20 protein-coding genes are annotated in these 22,951 nt (G+C 74.4%); 12 read left to right on the forward strand and 8 right to left on the reverse strand.

Annotated elements, in window-relative coordinates:
• The gene (locus tag IEX99_RS16650) at window positions 1-1,506 is read right to left on the reverse strand and encodes a TadG family pilus assembly protein (RefSeq protein WP_188902352.1); all 1,506 of its coding nucleotides are present in this window, start codon (window positions 1,504-1,506) and stop codon (window positions 1-3) included.
• A gap of 309 nt (window positions 1,507-1,815) precedes the next feature.
• Between IEX99_RS16650 and IEX99_RS16655 the strand changes: the two genes are divergently transcribed.
• The 10 genes from IEX99_RS16655 to IEX99_RS16700 all read left to right on the forward strand — a co-directional run bounded on the left by IEX99_RS16655 (window position 1,816) and on the right by IEX99_RS16700 (window position 11,571).
• Complete coding sequence (locus tag IEX99_RS16655) at window positions 1,816-2,022, forward strand: Flp family type IVb pilin (RefSeq protein ID WP_188902354.1); 207 nt, start codon at window positions 1,816-1,818, stop codon at window positions 2,020-2,022.
• A 106-nt stretch (window positions 2,023-2,128) separates the two neighbouring features.
• Window positions 2,129-2,677, forward strand: coding sequence for a prepilin peptidase (locus IEX99_RS16660; RefSeq protein WP_188902356.1), 549 nt, complete (start codon window positions 2,129-2,131; stop codon window positions 2,675-2,677).
• A 3-nt stretch (window positions 2,678-2,680) separates the two neighbouring features.
• Window positions 2,681-3,541 carry a Flp pilus assembly protein CpaB gene (gene cpaB / locus IEX99_RS16665; protein ID WP_188902358.1) on the forward strand — a complete coding sequence of 287 codons (861 nt, stop codon included), beginning with the start codon at window positions 2,681-2,683 and terminating at the stop codon, window positions 3,539-3,541.
• Window positions 3,538-5,145, forward strand: coding sequence for a type II and III secretion system protein family protein (locus IEX99_RS16670; RefSeq protein WP_188902360.1), 1,608 nt, complete (start codon window positions 3,538-3,540; stop codon window positions 5,143-5,145). Before cpaB ends, IEX99_RS16670 begins: the two co-directional genes overlap by 4 nt.
• An 8-nt stretch (window positions 5,146-5,153) precedes the next feature.
• Window positions 5,154-5,501, forward strand: coding sequence for a hypothetical protein (locus tag IEX99_RS16675; protein WP_188902362.1), 348 nt, complete (start codon window positions 5,154-5,156; stop codon window positions 5,499-5,501).
• Between the two features lie 46 nt (window positions 5,502-5,547).
• Window positions 5,548-6,729 carry an AAA family ATPase gene (locus tag IEX99_RS16680; RefSeq protein WP_188902364.1) on the forward strand — a complete coding sequence of 394 codons (1,182 nt, stop codon included), beginning with the start codon at window positions 5,548-5,550 and terminating at the stop codon, window positions 6,727-6,729.
• A gap of 92 nt (window positions 6,730-6,821) precedes the next feature.
• Window positions 6,822-8,189, forward strand: coding sequence for a CpaF family protein (locus tag IEX99_RS16685; RefSeq protein WP_188902366.1), 1,368 nt, complete (start codon window positions 6,822-6,824; stop codon window positions 8,187-8,189).
• 4 nt (window positions 8,190-8,193) lie between these two features.
• Window positions 8,194-9,159, forward strand: a complete 966-nt coding sequence (locus tag IEX99_RS16690; RefSeq protein WP_188902368.1) for a type II secretion system F family protein — start codon at window positions 8,194-8,196, stop codon at window positions 9,157-9,159.
• A gap of 4 nt (window positions 9,160-9,163) precedes the next feature.
• Window positions 9,164-10,141, forward strand: coding sequence for a type II secretion system F family protein (locus tag IEX99_RS16695; protein ID WP_188902370.1), 978 nt, complete (start codon window positions 9,164-9,166; stop codon window positions 10,139-10,141).
• Window positions 10,142-10,356: 215 nt separating this feature from the next.
• Entirely contained in the window at window positions 10,357-11,571 is a 1,215-nt protein-coding gene (locus IEX99_RS16700) for an SPOR domain-containing protein (RefSeq protein WP_373285217.1), read from the forward strand.
• Between the two features lie 393 nt (window positions 11,572-11,964).
• Here IEX99_RS16700 and IEX99_RS16705 read toward each other — a convergent pair whose 3' ends face one another.
• The gene (locus IEX99_RS16705) at window positions 11,965-12,696 is read right to left on the reverse strand and encodes a pyridoxine 5'-phosphate synthase (RefSeq protein ID WP_188902374.1); all 732 of its coding nucleotides are present in this window, start codon (window positions 12,694-12,696) and stop codon (window positions 11,965-11,967) included.
• Window positions 12,693-13,676 carry a 4-hydroxythreonine-4-phosphate dehydrogenase PdxA gene (pdxA, locus tag IEX99_RS16710; RefSeq protein WP_188902376.1) on the reverse strand — a complete coding sequence of 328 codons (984 nt, stop codon included), beginning with the start codon at window positions 13,674-13,676 and terminating at the stop codon, window positions 12,693-12,695. Before pdxA ends, IEX99_RS16705 begins: the two co-directional genes overlap by 4 nt.
• A 368-nt stretch (window positions 13,677-14,044) precedes the next feature.
• Here pdxA and IEX99_RS16715 point away from each other — a divergent pair, with 368 nt between their 5' ends.
• Entirely contained in the window at window positions 14,045-14,788 is a 744-nt protein-coding gene (locus IEX99_RS16715) for an urease accessory protein UreH domain-containing protein (RefSeq protein WP_229678089.1), read from the forward strand.
• A gap of 66 nt (window positions 14,789-14,854) precedes the next feature.
• On the opposite strand, the gene IEX99_RS16720 is transcribed toward IEX99_RS16715, so the two are convergent.
• The 5 genes from IEX99_RS16720 to IEX99_RS16740 form a co-directional block, all read right to left on the reverse strand.
• Complete coding sequence (locus IEX99_RS16720) at window positions 14,855-16,270, reverse strand: M20 family metallopeptidase (protein ID WP_188902378.1); 1,416 nt, start codon at window positions 16,268-16,270, stop codon at window positions 14,855-14,857.
• 158 nt (window positions 16,271-16,428) lie between these two features.
• Complete coding sequence (locus tag IEX99_RS16725; RefSeq protein WP_188902380.1) at window positions 16,429-16,764, reverse strand: hypothetical protein; 336 nt, start codon at window positions 16,762-16,764, stop codon at window positions 16,429-16,431.
• Window positions 16,765-16,835: 71 nt separating this feature from the next.
• Window positions 16,836-17,471 carry a maleylacetoacetate isomerase gene (gene maiA / locus IEX99_RS16730; protein WP_188902527.1) on the reverse strand — a complete coding sequence of 212 codons (636 nt, stop codon included), beginning with the start codon at window positions 17,469-17,471 and terminating at the stop codon, window positions 16,836-16,838.
• A 64-nt stretch (window positions 17,472-17,535) separates the two neighbouring features.
• The gene (locus IEX99_RS16735; protein ID WP_188902382.1) at window positions 17,536-18,699 is read right to left on the reverse strand and encodes an acyl-CoA dehydrogenase family protein; all 1,164 of its coding nucleotides are present in this window, start codon (window positions 18,697-18,699) and stop codon (window positions 17,536-17,538) included.
• A 113-nt stretch (window positions 18,700-18,812) separates the two neighbouring features.
• Window positions 18,813-22,292, reverse strand: a complete 3,480-nt coding sequence (locus IEX99_RS16740; protein ID WP_188902384.1) for an indolepyruvate ferredoxin oxidoreductase family protein — start codon at window positions 22,290-22,292, stop codon at window positions 18,813-18,815.
• Between the two features lie 111 nt (window positions 22,293-22,403).
• On the opposite strand from IEX99_RS16740, the gene IEX99_RS16745 reads away from it, so the two are divergent.
• Entirely contained in the window at window positions 22,404-22,934 is a 531-nt protein-coding gene (locus IEX99_RS16745) for an Lrp/AsnC family transcriptional regulator (protein ID WP_188902386.1), read from the forward strand.
• Window positions 22,935-22,951: the final 17 nt, after the last annotated feature.

Raw genomic sequence — 22,951 nt, forward strand, 5'->3', positions numbered from 1 at the left:
TCACTCCACCAGCCGGACCACCTGGATGTGCGGCAGCCGCACGCCCTTGCCCTCGCATTCCGAGGTGTCCATGGACGCCGTGCCGGAGAACTCGATCGACCGGCCGATGATGAAGTTGCACTTGAAGTCCTTGCTCGACGTGCCGTTGTAGCGCGCGTCGCTGTTCGGGAAGACCATCGCCCCGTCGATGTAGCTGTTCACGTTGCCGTTGATCTGCACGGGCAGGCCGCCGCCCGGGAGGTTGGACGGCGACCGGTAGTCCCGGTACAGGGAGACGCCGACGATCGGCTCGCCGCTGAACGCGTCCGGCAGGGGCTGGATCGAGGTGCTGGTGCGCGGCGTCAGCTCGATCTGCCCGCCGTTGACCCGGATGCCGCCGCCGCTGCCCATGTGGCCGGTGAAGACGATCATGCAGCCGTGGCAGCGCAGCGTGCCGTTCTGCAGGCTGAGGCCCGCGTTCCAAAAAATGTAGGTCCGGTTGCCCGGCAGCTCCAGGGTGACGCCGTTGTTCAGGCCGAGGTTGGTGCTGTTGTTGTTGGCGCAGAGGACCACGGGCTGGCTCGCGGGCAGCGCCGCGATCTGGTTCCGCAGGCTGGTGGCCTGCGCCTGGTTGTATGCCTGCCCCTGGATCGGCAGGCAGTCGCTCCTGACCTGCGGCTTGCCGAGGGTGTAGTTGTAGGCGAGCGTGTCCAGCTTCTCGTAGGGGTTCGGGATGTACGGCACGCCCCGCTGGACCATCGAGCCCGCCTGCTCGGGCAGGCTGTCGCAGGCGTTGCCGAAGCAGCCGCCCTGCACGCTGACGCCGGCGGTGACGAGGTTGCTCGCGAACTCGCTCTGGATCCGGACGCCGTTCGAGGCTGTCGAGTTCGCGTGCAGCACGCAGCCCGGCGCCGAGACGTTCGCGGTGCCCACGAGGTTCAGCCCGACGCCGGTCTCGTTCAGCGCCAGGACGCAGGCGGGGCCGCCCTGCACGATCGCCGCCCGGGCGGCGACGCGGATCGTCACCGCGTCGCTGCCGAGCAGCAGGCCGGAGAGGAAGGTCGGCACGGTCTGCTCGATCGTCACCCGGACCGTGCCGGGCAGGGCGGAGGTGCCCGCCGGGAAGGGCGGCGAGGGCGGCGTCCAGCTCTCGATCCGCACGTCCACGCTGGTGCCGGCGGCGGTGGCGAAGCCGTTGCGCCCCGCCGTGTCCCGCGCCGAGGCCTCGGCCGCCGCGCTCTTGCCCTCCTTGGCCCGCAGGTAGCTCGAGGCGCCGGCCATCGCCGCCATGTCGGCGGCGCTGCGGGCGTTGCGCTGGGTGAAGTACCAGTTGCCGCCTTCCGTCGCCAGGGCGACCAGGCCGAACACCGACACCGCCGATCCTGCGAAGACCAGCGCGGTGGCGCCGCGCCGGTCGCGCAGCACCGCGCGCAGCGGGCGCCGCGGGCCGCGGGCGGCGGCGCCCGGTGCGGCGCGCCCCGCCGCCACCTCCGCCGCGGTGCCGCGCGCGGGGGTGGTCGCCGCCACACCGGATCCTTCGCGTGCCGACGTCATGGTTGAATTGCCTCCTGGCCTTCCATCGCGACACCGCCCGCGATCGGCGCGGATCCGCCGAGCACGGCCACCGGCCTTCGCAACCTGGGGTTACACCTTACACAAAGTTAATGTGGACTGCTACCGCAACATGATACAGAACGTTTCGGCGGGGGGGAACAGCAATCCGCCGGCCCCACCACCGGACGTTGTATCCCCCCGAGGCTTCCGCCGACCACGCGAGCGGCGTGTCGGGAGCTGCCTCATCAACGCTCGCGCAACGCACCCAGGACGGGACCGAACATGATCGAACTGATCCGCACCGCCTACGTGACGCTCAAGGACCGCAAGGGCGTCACCGCGATGGAGTACGCCGTCATCGCCGCCGGCATCGTCGTTGTGGTCGCGATTGCTGCCGATGCGCTCGGCGGCAGCATCGGCGAGTTCTTCAACAAGTTTGCCGAGTATCTCCAGGGCAAGCCGTCCGGCCTGCCGGGCTCCAGCAGCTAATAACCCATGGCCATAACACGCGGGGCTGCAGCGGTAGCCCCGTGTGTTTTTGGCTTCGGTACGTTAATCTTATGCGCTTAATTCCGAGTCCCGTGCCATTCCAGACATGATCACGATCGCGGCGGTCGCGGCCGCGCTGCTGCTGGCCCTCGCCGCTTGGCGCGACGTCGCCACGCGGATCATCCCGGACGGGCTCTGCGCCGCGATCGCCCTGCTCGGCGTCGCGCTCCGCCTGGGCGAGGGGCTGCCGGCGCTGCTCGCCACCCTCGCCGCCGCCGCGGCGCTGTTCCTCGGCCTCCTGCTGCTGGCGATGCTTGGCCTGATGGGCGGCGGGGACCTGAAGCTCGCCACCGCCATCGCCCTCGGCCTGCCGCCGCTCGGCGTCTATCAGCTCGTGGTCGCGACCGCCCTGGCCGGCGGCGTGCTGGCCCTGCTCTACGTCATGCTTGCCCGGGTGGTGCGGCCCGCCGCCGGCGCCCGCGCCGGCCCGCCCGCCCCCGCCACCCCGCCCACCGCGCGACGACGCGACGCGCCGCTGCTCCGCCGGGTCCTCGCCGCCGAGGCCTGGCGGCTGCGCCGGCGCGGACCGCTCCCCTACGGCGTGGCGATCGCGGCCGGCGGCACGCTCGTGCTGTTTCGCTCCCTCGGGACCTGACCGATGACGCTGCGGACCCTCGCCATCGCCTGCCTGCTGATCGCCGCGACGGCGCTCGGCTATGTCGCGCTCCAGATGGTGCGGCCCCCGCCGCCGCCGGTGGTGGCCGAGGCGGCGCTGCCCCCGCCGCCCCCGCCGCCGGCGCGCACCCGCCTGCTGGTCGCGGGCCGCGCCCTGCCCGCCGGCACGCTGCTGAAGGACGAGGACTTCACCGTCCGCGAGGTGCCGCCGGAGGACGTGCCCGAGGGCGCCCTGCTGCTCAGCGAGGAGACCCGCGCCGAGATGCGCGGCGCCCTGCTGCGCCGCTACCTCGACCCCGGCGCGACGATCGCGCGCTCCGACTTCCTGCGCCCGCGCGACCGCGGCTTCCTCGCCGCCGTGCTGCGGCCCGGGATGCGGGCGATCTCGATCGGCGTGGACGCGACCACCGGCGCCGCCGGGCTGATCTGGCCCGGCGACCAGGTGGACGTGATCCTGACCCAGGAGATGTCGGGATCCGACGCCCCGCTCCATCGCCGCGTGGTGAGCGAGACGATCATGTCCGACGTGCGGGTGATCGCGGTGGACCAGCAGATCACCCAGGGCCCGACCGGTGCGGAATCGCCGGCCGGGCGCCTCGCCCGCACCGTCTCGCTGGAGGTCACGCCGGAACAGGCCGAGCGGGTCGCCGTCGCGCGCTCGCTTGGCCGGCTCGACATTGTCGTCCGCGCTGTCGATCAGGCCCCCGAGGACGCGCTCGCCCGCGCGACCACCTCGGTCTTCAGCTCGGATGTCTCCCCGGCCCTGGCACGCTCGAGCACGGCCCCCGGTGCTCGGATGCGCCTGATCCAGGGCACCGAAAGACAGGAGCTGAATTTCCGATGAAGCGATCCGCCGCGTCGCATTGCGCGGCCATCCTGCTCGCTGGGGGGATCCTGGTCTCGCTCGGGGGGGCGGCCGTCCTGGCCCAGACCCCGACGGATCAGCCGCCGGTCGCGCCGCAGGTGGTCCCGACCTCGCCCGCGCCGACCGTGGGGGTCGCCCCCACGGCGCCGCAGTTCCGGCCGACCCCGGTGCCGCTGCCGGTCGTCATCGAGGCCGGCTCCGGCCGCCTGATCCAGCTTCCCGCGCCGGCCGCGTCGGTGATGGCGGCCGACCCGCGCATCGCGCGGGTGCAGCCCGCCTCGCCGACCTCGCTCTTCGTCATGGCGGTCGCGCCGGGGCGGACCACCATCATCGCCACAGCCGACGACGGCAGCCCGGTCGCCGAATACGACATCACGGTGCGGCCCGGGCGCGGCGTCCTCGCCCCGCAGCCGCCGCCGCCGGGCCCGCTGGAGCAGATCTTCGGCCGCGACCGGCGGGAGGCGGAGCCGCTGCGGCCGGCGGCGGTCGAGAGCGCGATCCGCCGCAGCCACCGCGGCATGGCCGGCGTGCGCGTCACCACCGCCGGGCCGAACGTGCTGGTGCTGAACGGCACGGTCGCGAACGCCGCGGACGCGCACCGCGCCGAGACCATCGCGCGCTCCTTCGCCGGCGACGACCGCGAGGTGATCAACAACCTCGAGCTGCTCTCCTCGATCCAGGTGAACGTCCGGGTGCGGGTGGCGGAGATCTCGCGCGACATCACCCGCGGCCTCGGCTTCAACTGGCAGGCCTTCGGGAGGGCCGGCGAGTTCGTCCTCGGCCTGCGCACCGGGCAGAGCGCGGGGCAGGTGATCGACGCGATCTTCCGGCCGGGGCTCGACCCCAGCCTGAGCGTCGCGCCCAGCATCCTCGGCCTCGGCGTCACCGGCAACCGCTACGACATCAACGCGATCATCGACGCGCTGGCGCAGGACCGGCTGATCAGCATCCTGGCCGAGCCGAACCTCACCGCGCAGTCGGGCGAGACGGCGAGCTTCCTCGCCGGCGGCGAGTTCCCGGTGCCGGTCTCCGGCGCGACCAGCTCGGGCGCCGTGACCGTCTCGATCGAGTTCAAGCAGTTCGGCGTCAGCCTCGCCTTCGTCCCGACGGTGCTCGGGCCGGACCGTCTGAACCTGCGCATCCGCCCGGAGGTGAGCGAGCTGTCCGAGACCGGCGCGGTCAACCTGCCGCTTGCCGGCGGCGTCGTCCGCATCCCCGGCCTCACCGTCCGCCGGGCCGAGACGACGGTCGAGCTCGGCAGCGGGCAGAGCTTCGCGATCGCGGGCCTGCTGCAGCGGCGGACCGCGCAGTCCGACCAGGGGATCATCGGCCTCGCCGAGATCCCGGTGCTCGGCGCGCTGTTCCGTTCCGACCGCTTCCAGCGCGGCGAGACGGAGCTGGTGATCATCGTCACGCCCTACCTGGTCCGGCCGGTCTCCGATCCGCGGCAGCTCGCGGCGCCGACCGACGGGTTCCGGCCGGCGGTGGATCTCGATCGCCTCCTGTTCCAGCGCCAGATCGCCCGGGGGGTCGCGATGCCGCCGCTGCGCGGCCGCCCCGACGCCGGCTTCATCCTGGAGTGAGCGACGCCATGGTCCGCAATCCCCGCATTCCGAAGCTGGCCGTGGCCGCGGTGCTGGTCCTCGGCGGCTGCTCGATGGCGCGTGAGCCGTTCGAGCAGCCGGGCACCTGGCAGGCGACCGGCGCGAACGAGCACAACCTCCGCGCCATGGTGGCGGTGCCGGGCCACCTCGACCGCGGCATCGGTGCCGCCACCGAGCGGAGCCAGCCGGGCACCCTCGCCGCGACCCGGCTGCTTACCGACCGCCGGCGGCGCCTGCCGGTCACCACCACCTCGGGCCTCTTCGCGGCCGGAGCCGGGGGCGGCGATGCGCCGGTGACCGGCCCCGGCGCGGGAGGCGCCGGTGCGTCCCGCTGACGCCGCGGCCGCGCGGGACTCCGGGCCGCGAGGCGGGGGCGTCGGAATGTCGGGCGGAGGAGGCAGGGCGAATTTCGTCGCCTTCCTCTCCGACGAGCCGAGCGAGACGGCGGTGCGGGGCGCCCTCGGCCAGTTGGTCGAGGGGCTGCAGATCCGCCGCGGCAACATCCGCACCGCGACCAAGGCGCTCGAGCGTGAGGCGACGCCGCGGGTGCTGCTGGTGGACATCGCCGGGATCGAGAACCCGATCGAGGCGCTGGAGGAGCTGGCGGGCGTCTGCACGCCCGACGTGCGGGTCCTGGTGGTCGGCGACCGCGAGGACTACGCCTTCTACCGGGAGCTCACCCGCGAGCTCGGCGTGACGGAGTACGGCTGCAAGCCGCTCACCCGCGACATGGTGGCGAGCCTCTTCGCGCCGCACCTCGTGGGCGAGGAGACGGAAGCCGTCGACCATCGCGGCGGCCGCGTGGTCGCGGTGTGCGGCGTGCGGGGGGGCGTCGGGGCGACCACCATCGCGGTGAACCTCGCGCTGCACCTGGCGCAGACCACGCGCAGCCACGTCGCGCTGCTCGACCTGCACGTGCGCGGCGGAAGCACGGCGATGATGCTCGGCGCGCGGCCGTCGGCGGGGCTGAAGGTCGCGCTCGAGGAGCCGGACCGGGTCGACGCGCTGTTCCTCGACCGGGTCGCCACCCCCGTGGACGACCGGGTGCGCCTGATCGCCGCGGAGGAGCCGCTCGAGGCCGAGGTGAAGGCGACGGCCGAGGGCGCGAAGCGTCTCCTCGAGCTGCTGCGGCAGCGCTTCAACCACATCGTCGTCGACACGCCGATGCCGCCCGGGCCCGCGGAGCGGGCGGTGTTGGCGATGGCGCGTCAGCACGTCCTGGTGTTCGGTCCGGACGTCGCGGGCGTGCGCGACGCGGTGGCGGGGCGCAAGCTCGGCGGCGGCAGCGCCGCGGGGCGGACGCTGATGGTCCTCAACCGGGCCGGCTTGCCCGGCGGCCTCAAGCTCAAGATGGTGACGGAGGGGCTCGGCCAGCCGCCCGACTTCGTCATCCCGGACCTGCCGCGCCATCTCCCGCGGGCGGCCCACCTCGGCCGGCCGGCGCTGCAGGAGAGCGCCGCGTTCCGGCGCGCCCTCGCGCCGCTGACGCAGGAGATCTCGGGCGTCATGGCGGAGAAGTCCGGTTCGTTGCTCTCTCGCCTGTTCGGGGGAGGCAGGCGCTGATGCGCGTGTTCGGCCGCCGAGGCGACGGCAGCAGGGCCGGCGCCCCCACGCGGGCGCCGGGCGCCAACGGCGCCGGACACCTGGGCCCGGCCATGGACGTCGAGGCGACGGCGGCGGGCGCCCCGGCGCTGCCGCTGGTGCCGCTGGCCGACGAGCCGTTCGAGCCGCGGCCGCCGCGCGCGAGCGCGCCGGATCCCCTGTTCGAGGGGCCGATGGCGCGGATCCGCGCCCAGGTGCTCGAGCGCGTCGATCCGGTCGTCGCCTCGGAGCTCCCGCCGGCCCAGCTGCGCGAGCAGCTCGAGGCGCTGGTGCACGAGCTGGCCGACCGCGAGCGGATCGAGATCTCGGCGCGCGAGCAGGCGCGCATCGCCGAGGAGCTGGCCCACGACATGGTGGGCTACGGGCCGCTCGAGCCCCTGCTCCAGGACGAGAGCATCAGCGACATTATGGTCAACGGCCCCGACAACGTCTACGTCGAGCGGGCCGGCCGGCTGTCGCGCGTGGAGGTGCGCTTCCGCAGCGCGGCGCAGGTCGCCGCCATCGCGCAGAAGATGGCGGCCACGGTAGGGCGCCGCGTCGACGAATCGAGCCCGCTGGTGGACTGCCGCCTGCTCGACGGCAGCCGCGTCAACGTCGTCTTCCCGCCGCTCGCGCTCGATGGGCCGGTCATCTCGATCCGCAAGTTCGCGAAGAAGAAGCTCGACTTCTCCGCGATGGTGGCGAACGGCTCGATGTCGCCGCAGGTCGCGCGGATCTGCGAGATCGCCGCGCGCTGCCGGCTCAACCTGGTGATCTCCGGCGGCACCGGCTCGGGCAAGACGACGCTGCTCAACGCGCTCTCGCGCCTGATCGACCACGGCGAGCGCATCGTCACGATCGAGGACGCGGCCGAGCTCCAGCTGCAGCAGCCGCACGTGGTGCGGCTCGAGACGCGGCCGCCCAATCTGGAGGGCAAGGGCGAGGTCACCGCGCGCGACCTGGTCAGGAACGCGCTCCGCATGCGCCCCGACCGCATCATCGTCGGCGAGTGCCGCGGCGCCGAGACCTTCGACATGCTGCAGGCGATGAACACGGGCCACGACGGCTCGCTGACCACGATCCACGCCAACACGACCCGCGACGCGCTGACCCGGATCGAGAACATGGTCCAGATGGGCCAGCAGAACCTTCCGGTCCGCGCGATCCGCACGCAGATCGCCAGCGCCATCGACATCATCATCCAGATCGAGCGCATGCGCGACGGCGGCCGCCGCGTCGTCGCGATCTCCGAGATCTGCGGTCTCGAGGGCGACGTGATCACGATGAACGACATCTTCGTCTTCGAGTACCTGGGCGACGATCCCTCGGGCAGAATCCGGGGCCGCTGGGTCACGCCCGGGGTTCGCCCCGGCTTCCAGGACCGGCTGGAATACTTCGGTCTGGCCCACGCCTGGATGCAGGCGCTGGGCGAGGCGATGTAGCGCCATGAATGCCGATCCCAGCCTGCTCTTCGCCGCGGCCTTCGCGCTCCTCCTCTTCGCCGGGGCGGTCGCGCTGTTCGGCGCGGCCGGCAATCGGCGGATGAAGGAGCGCGTCCGCGCGGCCGGCGTCGGCGCCCAGGAGGCGCAGGTGCCGGCGGCGTCGGCGGTCCCCTCGATCCGCCTCGCGGCGCCCACCGAGAACCGGGTGCTCGCCCTGCTCATCCGGATGGTCGGCTACAGTCCCGAGGTGCCGCAGGCGCAGATCATCCCCTGGCCCGCGGTGGTGGTGGCCGGCCTCGGCACGGCACTCCTCGCCTACTGGCGGGCGCGGGGCTGGCTCGGGCCGCTCGGCGCGGCCCCTCTGGGCCTGCTGGCGGGCGGCTTCGTGGTGCGCCTGATCTTCCGCTGGCAGCATCGGCGCTACAGCAACGCGCTGTTCGGCCAGATCCCGGATGCGCTCGGCCTCATCATCCGCGCCATCCGCGCCGGACTGCCGATGGGCGAGGCGCTCCGCTCGGTCAGCCGCGAGATGCCGGCGCCGACCAAGGACGAGTTCGCCCGCTTGGTGGGAGAGATCGCGATCGGCCGCCCGATCGACCAAGCGATATGGCGGGTCTACGAGCGCTCCGGCATCACCGAGTACGCCTTCCTTTCCGTCACGCTCGGCCTGCAGAGCCAGACCGGCGGCAGCCTTGCGGAGACGCTCGAGAATCTCGCGGACCTCGTGCGGAAGCGCGTGGCGATGGCGCAGCGGGCCAGCGCGCTGGCGGCCGAGGCGAAGGCGTCGGCGGTGATCCTCGTCATACTGCCCTTCATCTGCGTCGCCATCATGACGCTGATCCGCCCGAACCACCTCTCCACCTTCTTCACCGATCCCGCCGGCTACCGCATGATGATGGTGGGGCTGGTGCTGATGGGCCTCGGCGTCCTCACCATCCGCTGGCTGATCCGCAGGGCGCAGGAGGGCTGAGGCCTTGGGCGCGCCGGAGACGCTGCTCGATCCCCAGACGCTGATGCTCGCGGCGGCGCTCGGGCTGGCGGCGCTCGTTCTCGGGGCGATCGCCGCGGTGATGCTCGCGCGCGCTGCGGAGGACCGCGACATCGCCGGCCGGCTGCGGGGCGCGGTGCGTCCGGCGGATCGCGGCATGCGGCCGTCGGCGACGGCGAATGCCGCGGTCGGCCTTCTCGTCGCGCCGTTCCAGAGGCTCGGCGAGTCGCTGCGCGCCTCCTCCTTCATGTCGGAGAAGGACATCTCCGAGCTCGAGCGGGCGGTCGCCGCGCTCGGCATCGACCCGCGCCGCGCCGTGCCGACTTTCGTCGGCGTGAAGGCGGTGTCGCTGGTCGTCGTGCCGCTCGGCGCCTATCTCTATGCCTCGCAGAGCGGCTACAGCCTGCGGATGGTCGCCCTGATCAGCGGGATCGGCCTGATCCTCGGGATCTTCGGGCCCAACTGGGCGGTCGGCTACCTGCGCCGGCCGTTCCAGAAGAAGTTGCGTCGCGGCCTGCCCGACGCCCTCGATCTCATGGTCGTCTGCGCCGAGGCCGGGCTCGGCATGGAGACGGCGATCGAGCGCGTGGCGCGCGAGATGCAGCCGACCAACGCCCCGATCGCGCTCGAATTCACGATCCTGCTGAACGAGCTGCGGATGCTTCCGGACCGCCGCCAGGCGCTGCAGCGTTTCGGCGAACGCAGCGACATCGAGGGCTTCAAGCGGCTGGGTTCGACCCTCGCCCAGACGATGCGCTACGGCACGCCGCTCAGCCAGGCGCTGCGCGTGCTCGCCTCGGAGATGCGGCAGGAGCGCATGCTGAAGATGGAGGAGAAGGCGGTCCGCCTGCCGGCGCTCCTCGTGCTGCCCCTGATCCTGTTCATCATGCCGAGCCTGTTCATCGCGCTCGTCGGACCCTCAATTCTTTCGATCATGAATGCATTGGGCAACATGTCACGATGATCACTGCCTCGGCCTCGGCGGGACACCCCGCTGGCGACCCCGCGCCAGCGTCCCCCGACGCGCCTGCCGGACGGAGCCGGTCGCGGCGCGCACGGGGGGCCTCCTCGCTTCTCGCGCTGGCGACGCTGCTCGCGGTGGCGGGCTGCGGGACGATCGGGTCGGGCGGCGAGGACGCGGTGCACAACCCGGCCTCCGCGTCGCGCCTGCGGGTCGCGATGGCGGCCGAGCAGTCGGGCCAGATGGACATCGCCCTGTCGATGTACGCTGGCGCCGCGGCCGCCGCACCGGACGATGTGACCGTGCAGTCGCGCTACGCGAGCGCCCTGCTTCGGGCCGGCCAGCCGCAGCAGGCCGACCAGGTGCTGAGCCGGGCGCTTCAGCGCCGGCCGGAGGACGCCCGTCTCCTGTTGGCGCGCGGCCGCCTTCTGCTCGCCACCGGCGGCGCGCGGGAGGCTCTCGGCCTGTTCGATCGCGTGCTCGCGCGCGAGCCCGCCAGCACCGCGGCGCTCAACGGGCGCGGGATCGCGCTCTATCAGCTCGGCCAGCCGCGGCTGGCGGAGGAAGCCTTCCGCGCCGTGCTCGCCGCGGCGCCCGACAACGTCCCCGCCGCCAACAACCTCGGCACCCTGCTCTACCTCGAGGGCCGGGCGCAGGAGGCGGTGGCAGTGCTATCGGGCATCGCCATCCGGCCGGACGCACCGGCGCGCGCGCTGAACAACCTCGGCATCGCCCAGGCCGCGGCGGGCGATCGCGCCGCGGCCCAGGCGACGCTGGCCGGGCGGATTTCCGCCGAGGACTTCGAGAGCTTGGCCGCGAGCCTGCACGCCGGGGCGCGGCATGCGCCGCTCCCGCAGGAGCCCCTGCAGCCGGCCTCCCCCAGGGCCGCGGTGGGGGCGCCGCAGCCCGGGCCGGCGCGCGAGGCCTCGGCTCCGGATGCGCCAGCGCCGTCCGCAACCGTGTCCGCCGAACCGCCGCAGCCTGCGTCGCTCGCGACGGCGCAGCCGTCCGTTCCGAACACGGGGCCGACCGCTCGGCCCTCCTCGCTCCCCCTTCCGGAGGGCGCCGCGGCCGGCGAGCGGCTTGCCCATGCCGCCGAACCGGAGCCTGTCTCCGGTTCTGCGCCGGCGGCCGGGCCGGACCGGGCCCCGGGGGAACGCTCGGCCCCCGCCGCCGGCAGCGGCGGCCCGAAGGTGCAGCTCGTCGCGATGTCGAGCGAATCCGCGGCGCGCCAGGAATGGGCTCGTCTGAGCCGCGCGTTCCCCGAGTTCTTCGGGGCGCGTCAGCCCGTCCTCAACCGGATCAGGCGCGAGGACGGCGCCGAGGTCTGGCAGCTGCGGGCGGAGGGCTTCAGCGATCTCCGCAGCGCGAGGGAGTTCTGCGCCCGCCTGCGCGCTGCGGGCGGCGGCGGGTGCTTCCCCGTGGGCAGGTGAGCCGCCGCGGACTGCGCCGCTTCGCCGCCCGGGGCGCGAAGCCGAGTGGCGGTCGCCGCCGCCAACGCAGGCCCGCGGCTGCCGCTCAGCCGAGGATCGCGGCCAGGGCCAGGCCCGCCAGCAGCGCCGCCGGCGCCGCCCGCACGTGCCGAGGGTGTGCCGGGGGCGAGGGGCGCAGCACCTCGTCCGGCAGCGGAGCCGATGCCGGCCTCGAGAACGGAATCACCTCGGCCGGCCCTGCGCGCAGCCCCACACCCGGCGGATCCGCCGGGAGGCGGCCGAACCTGATGCGCGGCGTCTCGCCATGGTGCTGCTCTGCCTTCACGGGCCCCTCGCTGCGGCGACCGGCGGACGGGACGTCCGCCCCCAAGGCCGCAACGATCGCCGCCCGGGTCAGGTCCGCGCCGCCGCGATCAGCGCCTTCATCCGCCGGACGGCGGCCGGCAGGCCCTCGAACAGGCTCTGGCCGATCAGGAAGTGGCCGATGCTCACCTCGGAGACCTGCGGGATCGCCGCGATCGCGCCGACGCTGTCATAGGCGAGGCCGTGGCCGGCGTGGCACTGCAGGCCGGCGGCGATGGCGGCCTCGGCGCCGGCGCGCAGCCGGGCGAGGTGCGGCCCGCGCGCCTCCGGCGGCGCCTCCGCATAGGGGCCGGTGTGCAGCTCGACGCAGGCGGCGCCGATCCGCGCCGCGGCCTCGATCTGCGCCGGGTCGGCCTCGACGAAGAGCGAGACGCGGATGCCCGCGCCCGCGAGGCGCCTCACCGCCTCGGCCAGCGCCGGCCCGGCGCGCAGCACGTCGAGCCCGCCTTCGGTGGTGAGCTCCTGGCGCTTCTCCGGCACCAGGCAGCAGGCGGGCGGGCGCAGGCGGGTGGCGATGCCGACCATCTCCTCGGTCGCGGCCATCTCGAAGTTGAGCGGCGCCGGGATCTCGGCGCGGATGCGCTCGACGTCGCGGTCGCGGATGTGGCGGCGGTCCTCGCGCAGGTGCACGGTGATGCCGTCGGCCCCGGCCCCGATGGCGGCGCGGGCGGCGTCCACCGGGTCGGGGAAGGCGCCGCCGCGGGCGTTCCGCAGCGTCGCCACGTGGTCCACGTTGACCGAGAGCAGCAGGGGCCTGGTCATGACGAGAGGCTCCGGTGGCGCGCGATCGCGGCCGCCATGCGCAGGGCCGCGATCAGGCTGGAGGGATCGGCCCGCCCCTGCCCCGCGATGTCGAGCGCGGTGCCGTGATCGGGGCTGGTGCGCACGATCGAGAGGCCGAGGGTGACGTTCACCCCGCCCGCCATGTCGAGCGTCTTGATCGGGATCAGCGCCTGGTCGTGGTAGAGGCAGATCGCCGCGTCGTAGGTCGGGCGGGCCAGCGGCGTGAACATCGTGTCGGGCGGCAGCGGCCCGCGCGCCTCGATCCCGCGCGCGCGCAGCTCGGCGACGGCGGGGGCGACGATGTCGCGATCCTCCGTGCCGAGCGTGCCGTCCTCGCCGGCATGCGGGTTCAGCCCGGCGACGGCGAGGCGCGGCGCGGCGATGCCGAAATCGCGGCGCAGCGCCTCGGCGGTGACGAGGGCGTGCGCGACGATCAGCGCCGGGGTGAGGCGCGCGATGGCGCGGGCGAGCGGCTCGTGCCCCGTGACCGGCACGACGCGCAGCTCCGGGCAGGCGAGCATCATGACCGGCGGTCTGCCGGGCGTGCCGGCGAGCGCGCCGAGATATTCGGTGTGGCCGGGATGGCGGAAACCCGCCGCGTAGAGCGTCGCCTTCTGGATCGGGTTCGTCACCACCCCGGCGACGCGGCCCGCCTTGGCGAGCGCCACCGCCTCCTCGATCGCGGCGATCACGGCAGGGGCGTTGGCGGGGTCCGGCCGACCGGGTGTGACCGGGGCGGGAAGGGGGCGGTGCAGGACCGGCAACGCGGCGGGGAAGGCGGCGGCCGCGTCCTCGGGCGCGGTCACGCGCGCGACGGGCACGGCGGCGATCCGCGTGGCGTCGCCGAGGAGGACGAAGGCCGGGCCGGTCGCCCGCAGCGCCGCCCAGGCTCCGGCGGCGATCTCCGCGCCGATGCCGGCGGGCTCGCCCATGGTCAGCGCGAGAGGGGGGAGCGGCATGGGCGGGGTCTAGCGCAGCCGGCGCAGCCGCTCCAGCGAGCGGTGCGCTCCGCCGCGGTCGCGTGCCGGCCGGAGCCGGACGACCATGCCCGGCCGGCCGAGGACCGCGGCGTCGGGAAGCCACCGCCCCCCGGCCCGGCGAGGATCCCGGCGGCCGACACGCCGTCCCCATCCGGCCGGCGGATCGCAGCCCCGCCACGGAACGCGCGGCGGTCACGCGCGAGGCGGGCAGGGCGCGCACGGCGGCGTGGCGACCGCTCGCGGCAGCCATGGTCTGACCGCCGCCTGGCCGCGATGTCCGCGATGCCGATGCCGTCTTGATCTGACGCAAGGCCGAGGACGGGCCGGAAGGGGTAGCGGGAACCGGCATGCTTGCGAGTTGCCTGCACGACCTGAGCCTGCTTGGGCCGGGTGGGGTGGCGGCCATGGCCGGCGCGCTGTTCCTCGCCGGGCTGGCCGGCGGCGCCACCCACTGCGTCGGCATGTGCGCGCCCTTCGTGCTCGCCCAGGCCGCGGCGACGGCCGATCGCGCCGCCTCCGGCGGTACCCTGCGCCGGCTCGCCGGAGCGGCGCTGCTGCCCTACCAGGCGGGGCGGATGCTGGGCTACGGGGCGCTCGGCGCGCTTGCCGGCGGGGCGGCGGGGCTGGCGACCCAGGCGAGCGGGGTGCGCTACCTGCTGGCCGCGCTGCTCGCCGTTGCGGCGATCCTGATGCTGGGCCAGGCCTCGGCCCGGCTTGCGGCCTGGCTGCCGCGCCTGCCCGCCCCCCGCCTGCCGGCGGGGATCGAGCGGAGGCTTGCGCCGCTGCTCGCCGCGCCGACCGGGTGGCGGGGCGTGGCGCTCGGGCTGATGCTCTCGGCCCTGCCTTGCGGCCTGCTCTACGGCGCGCTGGCGGCGGCCGCGGCGTCGGGCAGCGCGCTCGGCGGGGCGATCGGCATGGTCGCCTTCGTGCTCGGCACGGTCCCTGCCCTCGGTGGTGTCGCGTTGCTCGGCCGACTGTTCGGGCGAAGCGGGATCGGCGGGCCGGCGCTGCGCGCCGCCGGCGCGGCGCTGTTCACGCTCAACGGCCTGGTCCTCGCGGGCATGGCGGTGCGCGTGGCGGCCCTGGCGTGAGGCCGCCGCGCGCCGGGTGGCCGGCAGGCGCCCCTGGCCCCCGCGCTGCGCCGCTGCCCGGCGCCCTCAGCCGCGCCGCGGCACCCCTTCCTCGCCCAGGTCCCACCACAGCCCGGCGAAGGCGGCGATGCCCTCGCGCGCCGGGGCGATCAGCAGGTGCTCGTCGGGGCCGTGCTGCTTGCAGCCGTTGTAGCTGTGCGGCACCCAGACCAGCGGCACGCCGAGATGCTCGACGAACACGTCGCCCGGCAGGCCGCCCGAGGCGTTGGGGATGATCTGCACGCGCTTGCCGAGGCTGCGATGCATGCTCGCCTGCGCCCAGCGCACCCAGGGGTGGTCGGGATCGGTGCGGCTCGCCGCCATGCGGATGCCGGCGTTCTCGATCCGCACCATCGGGAATCCCTGCGCGTCGAGATGCGCGCGCAGCGCCGGGACGAAGCCCGCCGGGTCGGTGTCCACGGTGTAGCGGATCTGGCAGTGGGCGCGCGCGTCGGGGGCGACGGCGTTGACCGGGTTCTCCGGGCGGCCGGAGACCATCGCCAGCACGATGAAGGAGTTCCAGCCGTAGATCTTCTCGGCCGGCGTCAGGCCGGGCTCGCCCCAGCCGGGATCGATCGTCGCCGCCTCGCCGCCGCCGCCGACCGGGCAGCCCTTCAGCACCGCCTTCACCGCCGGCGGCACGCCGCCCGCGGGCAGCCAGCCGCGCACCAGGATCCGCCCGTTGCGGTCCATGATGCTGCCGAGCGCGTGCGCGAGGAGGATCGCGGGGTCGGTGGTCAGGCCGCCCCAATGGCCGGAATGCACGCCGCCCTCGCGCAGCCGGACGGCGAGGTCGAAATGGAAGCTGCCGCGCGTGCCGGTGGCGATGGTCGGCACCTCGGGCTCGACGCGCGGGCCGTCGGAGGCGATGAGCACGTCGGCGGCAAGCTCCCGCGCATGGGCGGCGACGAACTCGCGCAGGCCCTTCGAGCCGCGCTCCTCCGCCGTCTCGAGCACGATCTTGACGTTGAAGCCGAGCCGGCCGCCGCGCTCGGCCAGCACCGCCTCGAGCGCGGCGAGGTTCAGCGCGTGCTGGCCCTTGTTGTCGGCGGTGCCGCGGCCGTACCAGCGGTCGCCCTCCTCCGTCAGCGTCCACGGCCTCAGGCCGGCGCGCCACTGGTCGTCGAGGCCGCGCACGGTGTCGCCGTGGCCGTAGAGCAGCACGGTCGGCCGCGCCGGGTCCTCGATGCGCTCGGCGGTGAGGATCGGCCCGAAGCCGGGCAGCGGGTTGGGGTGGATGGCGGCGCGGAAGCCGAGACGCTCGACCCAGGGACGGATGGCGCCGTCGAGGTAGCGGTGCAGCTCGGCCTCGCGCCCCTCCTCCTGCGCGGTGGAGGGGATGGCGATCAGCTCGGCGAGCAGGGCCCTGAAGCCGGCGTCCTGCGCGGTCTCGCCGTCGAAGAAGCGCCTGGCGCGCGCGATCGCGCCCTCGCGGCTGGCCATGTCGGTCTTCGCCCCCTTCGGTGTCGCGCGACGAGGATGGGCGGCGCCGATGCGGCCGTCCAGGGGCGCCCCCGTGCCGCCCGCCTCGCCCGGCGCGGCGCCCGGGGCCGTTCTCGCTCGGCCGTTTCCGGCCGTCCGCGCTCCGCGCCGGGCCGCCTTCAGCGCGTGCGCGCGGGCGCCGCCGCACCGCCGCGGCCGGTGCCCAGCGTCGCCGCCAGGGCCGCGGCGACCGCCGCCGACAGCAGCGACTGCCCGGTGACGCCGAGGCCGGGCTCATCAGGCGGTTCGAACAGGCTCGACTGGGTCCATCCCGCGGCCGGAGGCGCGGACGCCGCGGGGACGGGGCGGGGCGCGAGGCGCGGCTGCGGCATGCCGCGGGCAGCGACCACCACCTCCGCTTCCTCCGGCACGACGAGCGTGCGGAGCTGCTGCGCGGCCGCCCCGGCGGGGGCGAGCAGCGCGAGGGCCAGCACGGGGCACAAGAGTCGAGTCATCATCACGGCACCGTGATGAGAAACCCAAGTCGCGTCCAATGCAAGCGGAGATTGCGGCCGACCGCGGGATGCTACTCGGAGTCCGGCTGGCGCTCCGGGGCCGCCGCGGCGAAGGCGGGCAGGGTGAGGCAGGCGGCCTCCGCGGCGAGCAGCCGCGGCAGGGGCGTGAGGTCCACCCCGAAGCGTCGCGCGTTGAACAGCTGCGGTACGAGGCAGATATCCGCCAGGCCGGGCTGGTCGCCGAAGCAGAACGGGCCGGCGCGCTCGCCCTGCAGCAGCGCTTGGCAGGCGGCGAGGCCTTCGGCGATCACCGTGCGCGCCCACGCGTTCACCTGCTCCTCGCCGTGGCCGAGCGCGCGCAGCCGGTTCAGCACCTTGAGGTTCTGCACCGGATGGATGTCCGCGGCGATCGCCAGGGAGAAGGCACGTACGCGCGCACGCCCCACCGGGTCGCGCGGTAGCAGCGGGGGGTCCGGATGGATCTCCTCGAGGTACTCGCAGATCGCGAGCGACTGGGTGAGCACGATGCCGTCGTCGAGCTCGAGCGCCGGCACGAGGCCCTGGGGATTGAGGCGCAGGAACGCCTCCGACCGCTGCTCGCCATTGCGGAGATGGACCGCGACCGGCTCGGCGGAGAGGCCCTTCAACCCGAGCGCGATGCGAACCCGCCAGGCGGCCGTGGACCGGTGGTAGCCGTGCAGTCGCATCACGCGTTCTCCGTGCTCCGCCTTCGTGCAGCGGCGGGGATTACGCGCGCGCAGCGATGCGACGTCAACGCCGACCAAGCATATGGCGTGTGATGATCACCCGCATGATCTCGTTCGTGCCTTCTAAGATGCGATGGACACGCAGGTCGCGCACGGTCTTCTCGATTCGATAGTCGGATAGGTAGCCGTAGCCTCCCAGGAGTTGCAGCGCCTCGTCGGCCACACGCCACCCGACGTCGGTCGCGAAGCGCTTGGCCATGGCGCAGAACGCGGTCGCGTCCGGCGCCCCCGAATCGAGCCTGGCGCAGGCGCGCCAGAGCAGGCCGCGCGCCGCCTCCAGCTCGGTCGCCATGTCGGCGAGGCGGAACTGCGTCGCCTGGAAGTCGGCGATGGCGCGGCCGAAGGCGCGGCGCTCCTGCACGTAGGCCAGGGCGCGGTCGAGCGCGTCCTGCGCGCCGCCGAGCGAGCAGGCGGCGATGTTCAGCCGCCCGCCGTCGAGGCCGGCCATGGCGATGCGGAAGCCGCGGCCCGCCTCGCCGAGCAGCGCATCCTCCGCCGGCAGGCGCGCGTCCTCGAAGATCACCTGGCGCGTCGGCTGCGCGTTCCAGCCCATCTTCCTCTCCGGCGCGCCGAAGGAGAGGCCGGGCGTCTCCTTCGGGACCAGCAGGCAGGAGATGCCGTCCGGCCCGTCGCCGCCGGTGCGCGCCATGACCGCGTAGAGGTCGGCGGCGCCGGCGCCGGAGATGAACTGCTTGGCGCCGTTCAGCACGAAGTGGTCGCCGACGCGCTCGGCGCGGGTGCGCAGCGCCGCGGCGTCGGAGCCGGAGCCCGGTTCGGTCAGGCAGTAGGCGGCGACCGCCTCCATGGTGACGAGCCTCGGCAGCCAGCGCGCGCGCTGCGCCGCGGTGCCGAAGCGGTCGATCATCCAGGCGACCATGTTGTGGATGGAGAGGAAGGCGCTGACGGTCGGGCAGCCCTGCGCCAGCGCCTCGAACACCACCGCGGCGTCGAGGCGGGTGAGGCCGGCGCCGCCCGACTCCTCGCGGACGTAGAGCGCGGCCATGCCGAGTTCGGCGGCCCGCCGCATTTCCTCGAGGGGGAAATGCTTGCGCTCGTCCCATTCCTGCGCCTTCGGGGCCAGGACGTCGCGGGCGAAGGCGAGGGCGGTCTCGCGCAGGGCGCGCGTGCCCTCGGGCAGGTCGAAGCTGGCGCTGGTGTCGAGCGGCATCGCTTGGGTCTCCCGACGCACCGGTATCGGGCGCTGCGGGCGGCGCGTCCAGGGCCGCGCGGGCTCCCGCCCGGACCTCGCCCGGTGGCCGGATCGCGATGCCCGGCGCGCCGCTACGCGGCGGCCACGGCCTCCTCGGCCGGCGCGGCCGGCGCGCGCGGCGGGGCGTCGAGGGAGGCCTCGATCGCCGCCATGCGCGCGCGCGCCCGGGCGATGTTCGCCGCCTTGACGTGCCCGAAGCCCTTGATGCCCGCCGCCGCCTCGGCCCATTCGCAGATCGTCGCATGCGTCGCGGGGGAGAGGCGGGCGAGCAGGCGCTCGATGCCGGCGCGGTACTCCTCGATCAGCGCCCGTTCGGTGCGGCGCTCCGCGGTGCGGCCGAAGGGGTCGAGCCAGGTGCCGCGCAGCACCTTGCCGTGCCGCAGCCAGCCCATGGCGCGCAGCATCCACGGGCCGAAGGCCCGCTTGCGCGGCAGGCCGGTCTCCGGATCGCGCCGCGCCAGCAGCGGCGGGGCGAGGTGCAGCTCGATCCGCCGCGTCCCGGTGAAGCCGCGGGCGAGTTCCGCCTGCCACGCCGGGTCGGCGTGCAGCCGCGCGACCTCGTACTCGTCCTTGTAGGCCATCAGGCGGTGGAGCTGGACCGCCACGGCGCGCGCCAGCCGTTCCTCGCCTGTGCCGACCCTGGCGCCCTCCGCGGCGCGCACCCTGGCGACGAAGTCGGCGTAGCGGCGGGCATAGGCCGCGTTCTGGTAGGCGGCGAGGTCGGCGACGCGGCGCGCGATCAGCGCGTCCAGCGTCTCGGTCTCGGGCGTCGGCGCGGCGGCGGCGGATTCGTCCCAGGCCGCGGCGCGGCCGCGGTGGAACGCCTCCTGGTTGCGCTCGACCGCCGCGCCGTTGAGCGCGATCGCCCTGAGGATCGCCTCGGCCGAGACGGGGATCAGGCCGCGCTGGTAGGCGACGCCGAGCAGGAAGACGTTGAGGTAGATCGCATCGCCCATCTCGGCGACGACCCGGCTCGCCGCCGGGATCAGCGCCATCTCGCGGCAGGCGGCGCGGAGGTTGGCGATCATGCCCGCGCGGTCGTAGCGCGTGCCGGTGTCGCGCACGAACTCCGCCGTCGGCGCGAGGTCGGCGTTCACCACCGCGACGGTGCGCCCGGCGCCGAGCATCGGCCGCGCGCTGCGGCCGTGCGCCACCACCATGTCGGCGGCGAGCAGCAGGTCCGCCTGGCCGAGCCCGATGCGCGGGCCGCGGATCGACTCCGGCGCCGCGCCGGCCCGGCCGATGCGGAGCTGCCCGAACACGCCGCCGCCCTTCTGCGCCAGGCCGAGCTGGTCCATCGCCCGGATCGGCCGGCCCTCGAGATGCGCCGCCATGGAGAGGATGGCCGAGAGCGAGAGCACGCCCTGGCCGCCGACGCCGGCGAGCAGGATGTTCCAGGCGTCGCCCTCCGCCGGCTCCGGCCGCTGCGGCTCCGGCATCGCCGCGACCGGGCCGCCGGCGGTCGCCTGCGTCTCCGGCTTCGCCGGGGTGGCGCCGATCAGCGTGACGAAGGAGGGGCAGAAGCCCTCGAGGCAGGAGTAGTCCTGGTTGCAGTTGCTCTGGTCTATCCGGCGCTTGCGGCCGAACGCGGTCTCCAGCGGCTCGACCGCGAGGCAGTTGGAGACGCGCGAGCACTCGCCGCAGTCCTCGCAGACGCGCGGGTTGATGGCGACGCGCTTCTGCGCCTGCGGCGCCAGGTCGCGCTTGCGCTTGCGCCGGCGCTCGGTGGCGCATTCCTGGTCGTAGATCAGGGCGGTGACGCCCGGCGTCTCGCGCAGCGCGCGCTGCACCGCATCCAGCCGCGAGCGGTGGTGGAAGCCGACGCCCGGCGGGATCAGCGGGTCGCCCCTGTGGCGGTCCGGGTCGTCGGAGACGATCTCGATGCGCTCGACGCCCTCGGCGCGGAGCTGGGCGGCGATGCGCGGCACCGTCGTCTCGGCGTCCGGGCGCTGGCCGCCGGTCATCGCCACCGCGCTGTTGACCAGGATCTTGTAGGTGATGTTGGCCCGGGCGGCGACCGCGGCGCGGATCGCGAGGATGCCGGAGTGCGCGTAGGTGCCGTCGCCGAGGTTGGCGAAGACGTGCTTCTCGGTGACGAAGGGCGCCATGCCGATCCAGTTCGACCCCTCCGCCCCCATGTGGGTGAAGAGGTCGGTCTGCCGGTCCATCGTCACGGCGAGGAAGTGGCAGCCGATGCCGGCGAGCGCGTGGCTGCCCTCCGGCACGCGCGTCGAGGTGTTGTGCGGGCAGCCGGGGCAGAAATAGGGGGCGCGGAGGTGGCGCGGATCGGGCTGCGCCGCGGCGAGCGCGTCGAGCTCGGCGAGGCGCGCGCGCATGCGCTCGGTGCGGAAGGGCTCGGGCAGGCGGGCGGAGAGGGCGCGCACGATCTGCCCGGCCTCGAGCTCGGTCAGCTCGGAGAGCAGCGGTCGGCCGTTCTCGTCCCTCTTGCCGACCACGCGCGGGCGCGGGTCCGCGTGGTAGAGCGCGTCGCGGAGCTGCGGCTCGAGCAGGGCGCGGCGGTCCTCGACCACCAGGATCTCCTCGAGGCCGCGGGCGAATTCGCGCGCCGCCTCGGCGTCGAGCGGCCAGGCGAGGCCGACCTTCCACAGCCGCAGGCCGAGCGCGCGCGCCATCTCGTCGGTGATGCCGCAGTCGAGCAGCGCCTGGCGCAGCGTCGCGTAGGCCTTGCCGCGCGCGGCGATGCCGTAGCGCGCCACGGGGCTGTCCAGAACCACGCGGTTGAGGCCGTTGGCGCGGGCGAAGGCCACGGCGTGCGGCAGCTTGAACTCGCGCAGCCGCCGCTCCTGCGCGATCCAGTGGTCGTTGAGGCGGATGTGCAGCCCGTCCGGCGAGGGCGCGAGGCCCGGGGGCTCCACCGTCGCGTAGCGCGCCGGGTCCACGGTGACGGAGGCGGTGCCGTCCATCGTGTCGGCGACGCACTTCAGCCCGACCCAGAGGCCGGCGAAGCGGCTGAGCGCGATGCCCTTGAGGCCGAATTCCAGCACGTCGGCGACGTCGGACGGGTCGAGCACCGGGATCTCGACATCCACGAAGGTGTGCTCGCAGCCCGAGGTGATGGTCGAGGACTTGGCCGAGGGGTCGTCCCCGGCGAGCGCGAGCACGCCGCCCTTCGGCGCGGTGCCGGCGGAATTGGCATGGCGCAGCGCGTCGCCGCTGCGGTCCACCCCCGGCCCCTTGCCGTACCAGATGCCGAACACGCCGTCGAACTTCGCGGTGCCGGGGTAGAGCCCGGCCTGCTGCGAGCCCCAGACCGCGGTCGCGGCCAGGTCCTCGTTCAGCCCCGGCCGGAAGACGATGTTCGCGGCCTTCAGCCGCTCCGCCTGCCGCTCCAGCTCGCGGTCGAACCCGCCGAGCGGCGAGCCGCGGTAGCCCGAGATGAAGCCCGCCGTGTTCCAGCCCAGCGCCGCGTCCATCTCGCGCCGCAGCAGCGGCAGGCGCACCAGCGCCTGGATGCCGGTCAGCAGCACGAAGTCGCCGCGCCGCGTGTAGCGGTCCTCGAGCCTCGCTTCGGGTCGCTGGATGGTGCCCATCCTCCCACCTCCCGGGCCCGTCGCCCGATATGGGAAGAATATGGTTGCGCCGCCAGAGGTTCCTTCCGAATTCTGTTGTGCACCGCCGAAAAGACGGAAGACGCTTCTGCCATGGACCCCCACCCCGCCGCTGCGCCGCCCCGGCCGGATCCCGGGCGGCCCGGGCCGTCCCGGCCCGACCGGCCGCGCCTGGACCAGATCGACCGGCGCATCCTGCGCGCCCTGGCCCGGCGCGCAAGGCTGACGAACGCGGAACTCGCCGAGGAGGTCGGGCTCTCGCCCTCACCCTGCTGGACGCGCGTGCGGCGGCTGGAGCAGGCGGGCATCATCAAGGGCTATGTCGCGATCCTCGACCAGGCCGCGCTCGGCCTGCCCGACACGGTGTTCATCGAGGTCATGCTGGAGCGCCACGACCAGGAGATCCTGCGCCGCTTCGAGGAGAGCGTGGCCGCCATCCCCGAGGTGCTCGAGTGCCACCTCGTCACCGGCGAGTACGACTACGTGATCAAGGCCGCGGTCGGCGGCACCCAGGGCTACGAGGCGCTGCTGCGCGAGAAGCTCTACCGCCTGCCCGGGGTGCGCCACACCCGCACCAGCTTCGCGCTGCGCTGCCTGAAGCACAGCGTCTCCCCGGTGCCCTGACGGGCGCGCCGCGGTCC

Source organism: Caldovatus sediminis (assembly GCF_014644455.1).
Classification (GTDB): Bacteria; Pseudomonadota; Alphaproteobacteria; order Acetobacterales; family Acetobacteraceae; genus Caldovatus; species Caldovatus sediminis.

Coding starts and splice junctions, on each gene's coding strand:
- IEX99_RS16685 (WP_188902366.1), top strand. CDS start 6,822: ATGGACGTCGAGGCGACGGCGGCGGGCGCCCCGGCGCTGCCGCTGGTG.
- IEX99_RS16675 (WP_188902362.1), top strand. CDS start 5,154: ATGGTCCGCAATCCCCGCATTCCGAAGCTGGCCGTGGCCGCGGTGCTG.
- IEX99_RS16745 (WP_188902386.1), top strand. CDS start 22,404: ATGGACCCCCACCCCGCCGCTGCGCCGCCCCGGCCGGATCCCGGGCGG.
- pdxA (WP_188902376.1), bottom strand. CDS start 13,676: ATGCCGCTCCCCCCTCTCGCGCTGACCATGGGCGAGCCCGCCGGCATC.
- IEX99_RS16680 (WP_188902364.1), top strand. CDS start 5,548: ATGTCGGGCGGAGGAGGCAGGGCGAATTTCGTCGCCTTCCTCTCCGAC.
- IEX99_RS16725 (WP_188902380.1), bottom strand. CDS start 16,764: ATGACTCGACTCTTGTGCCCCGTGCTGGCCCTCGCGCTGCTCGCCCCC.
- IEX99_RS16660 (WP_188902356.1), top strand. CDS start 2,129: ATGATCACGATCGCGGCGGTCGCGGCCGCGCTGCTGCTGGCCCTCGCC.
- IEX99_RS16655 (WP_188902354.1), top strand. CDS start 1,816: ATGATCGAACTGATCCGCACCGCCTACGTGACGCTCAAGGACCGCAAG.
- IEX99_RS16670 (WP_188902360.1), top strand. CDS start 3,538: ATGAAGCGATCCGCCGCGTCGCATTGCGCGGCCATCCTGCTCGCTGGG.
- IEX99_RS16735 (WP_188902382.1), bottom strand. CDS start 18,699: ATGCCGCTCGACACCAGCGCCAGCTTCGACCTGCCCGAGGGCACGCGC.
- IEX99_RS16720 (WP_188902378.1), bottom strand. CDS start 16,270: ATGGCCAGCCGCGAGGGCGCGATCGCGCGCGCCAGGCGCTTCTTCGAC.
- IEX99_RS16705 (WP_188902374.1), bottom strand. CDS start 12,696: ATGACCAGGCCCCTGCTGCTCTCGGTCAACGTGGACCACGTGGCGACG.
- cpaB (WP_188902358.1), top strand. CDS start 2,681: ATGACGCTGCGGACCCTCGCCATCGCCTGCCTGCTGATCGCCGCGACG.
- IEX99_RS16700 (WP_373285217.1), top strand. CDS start 10,357: ATGGCGGCCGAGCAGTCGGGCCAGATGGACATCGCCCTGTCGATGTAC.
- IEX99_RS16690 (WP_188902368.1), top strand. CDS start 8,194: ATGAATGCCGATCCCAGCCTGCTCTTCGCCGCGGCCTTCGCGCTCCTC.
- IEX99_RS16715 (WP_229678089.1), top strand. CDS start 14,045: ATGCTTGCGAGTTGCCTGCACGACCTGAGCCTGCTTGGGCCGGGTGGG.
- maiA (WP_188902527.1), bottom strand. CDS start 17,471: ATGCGACTGCACGGCTACCACCGGTCCACGGCCGCCTGGCGGGTTCGC.
- IEX99_RS16740 (WP_188902384.1), bottom strand. CDS start 22,292: ATGGGCACCATCCAGCGACCCGAAGCGAGGCTCGAGGACCGCTACACG.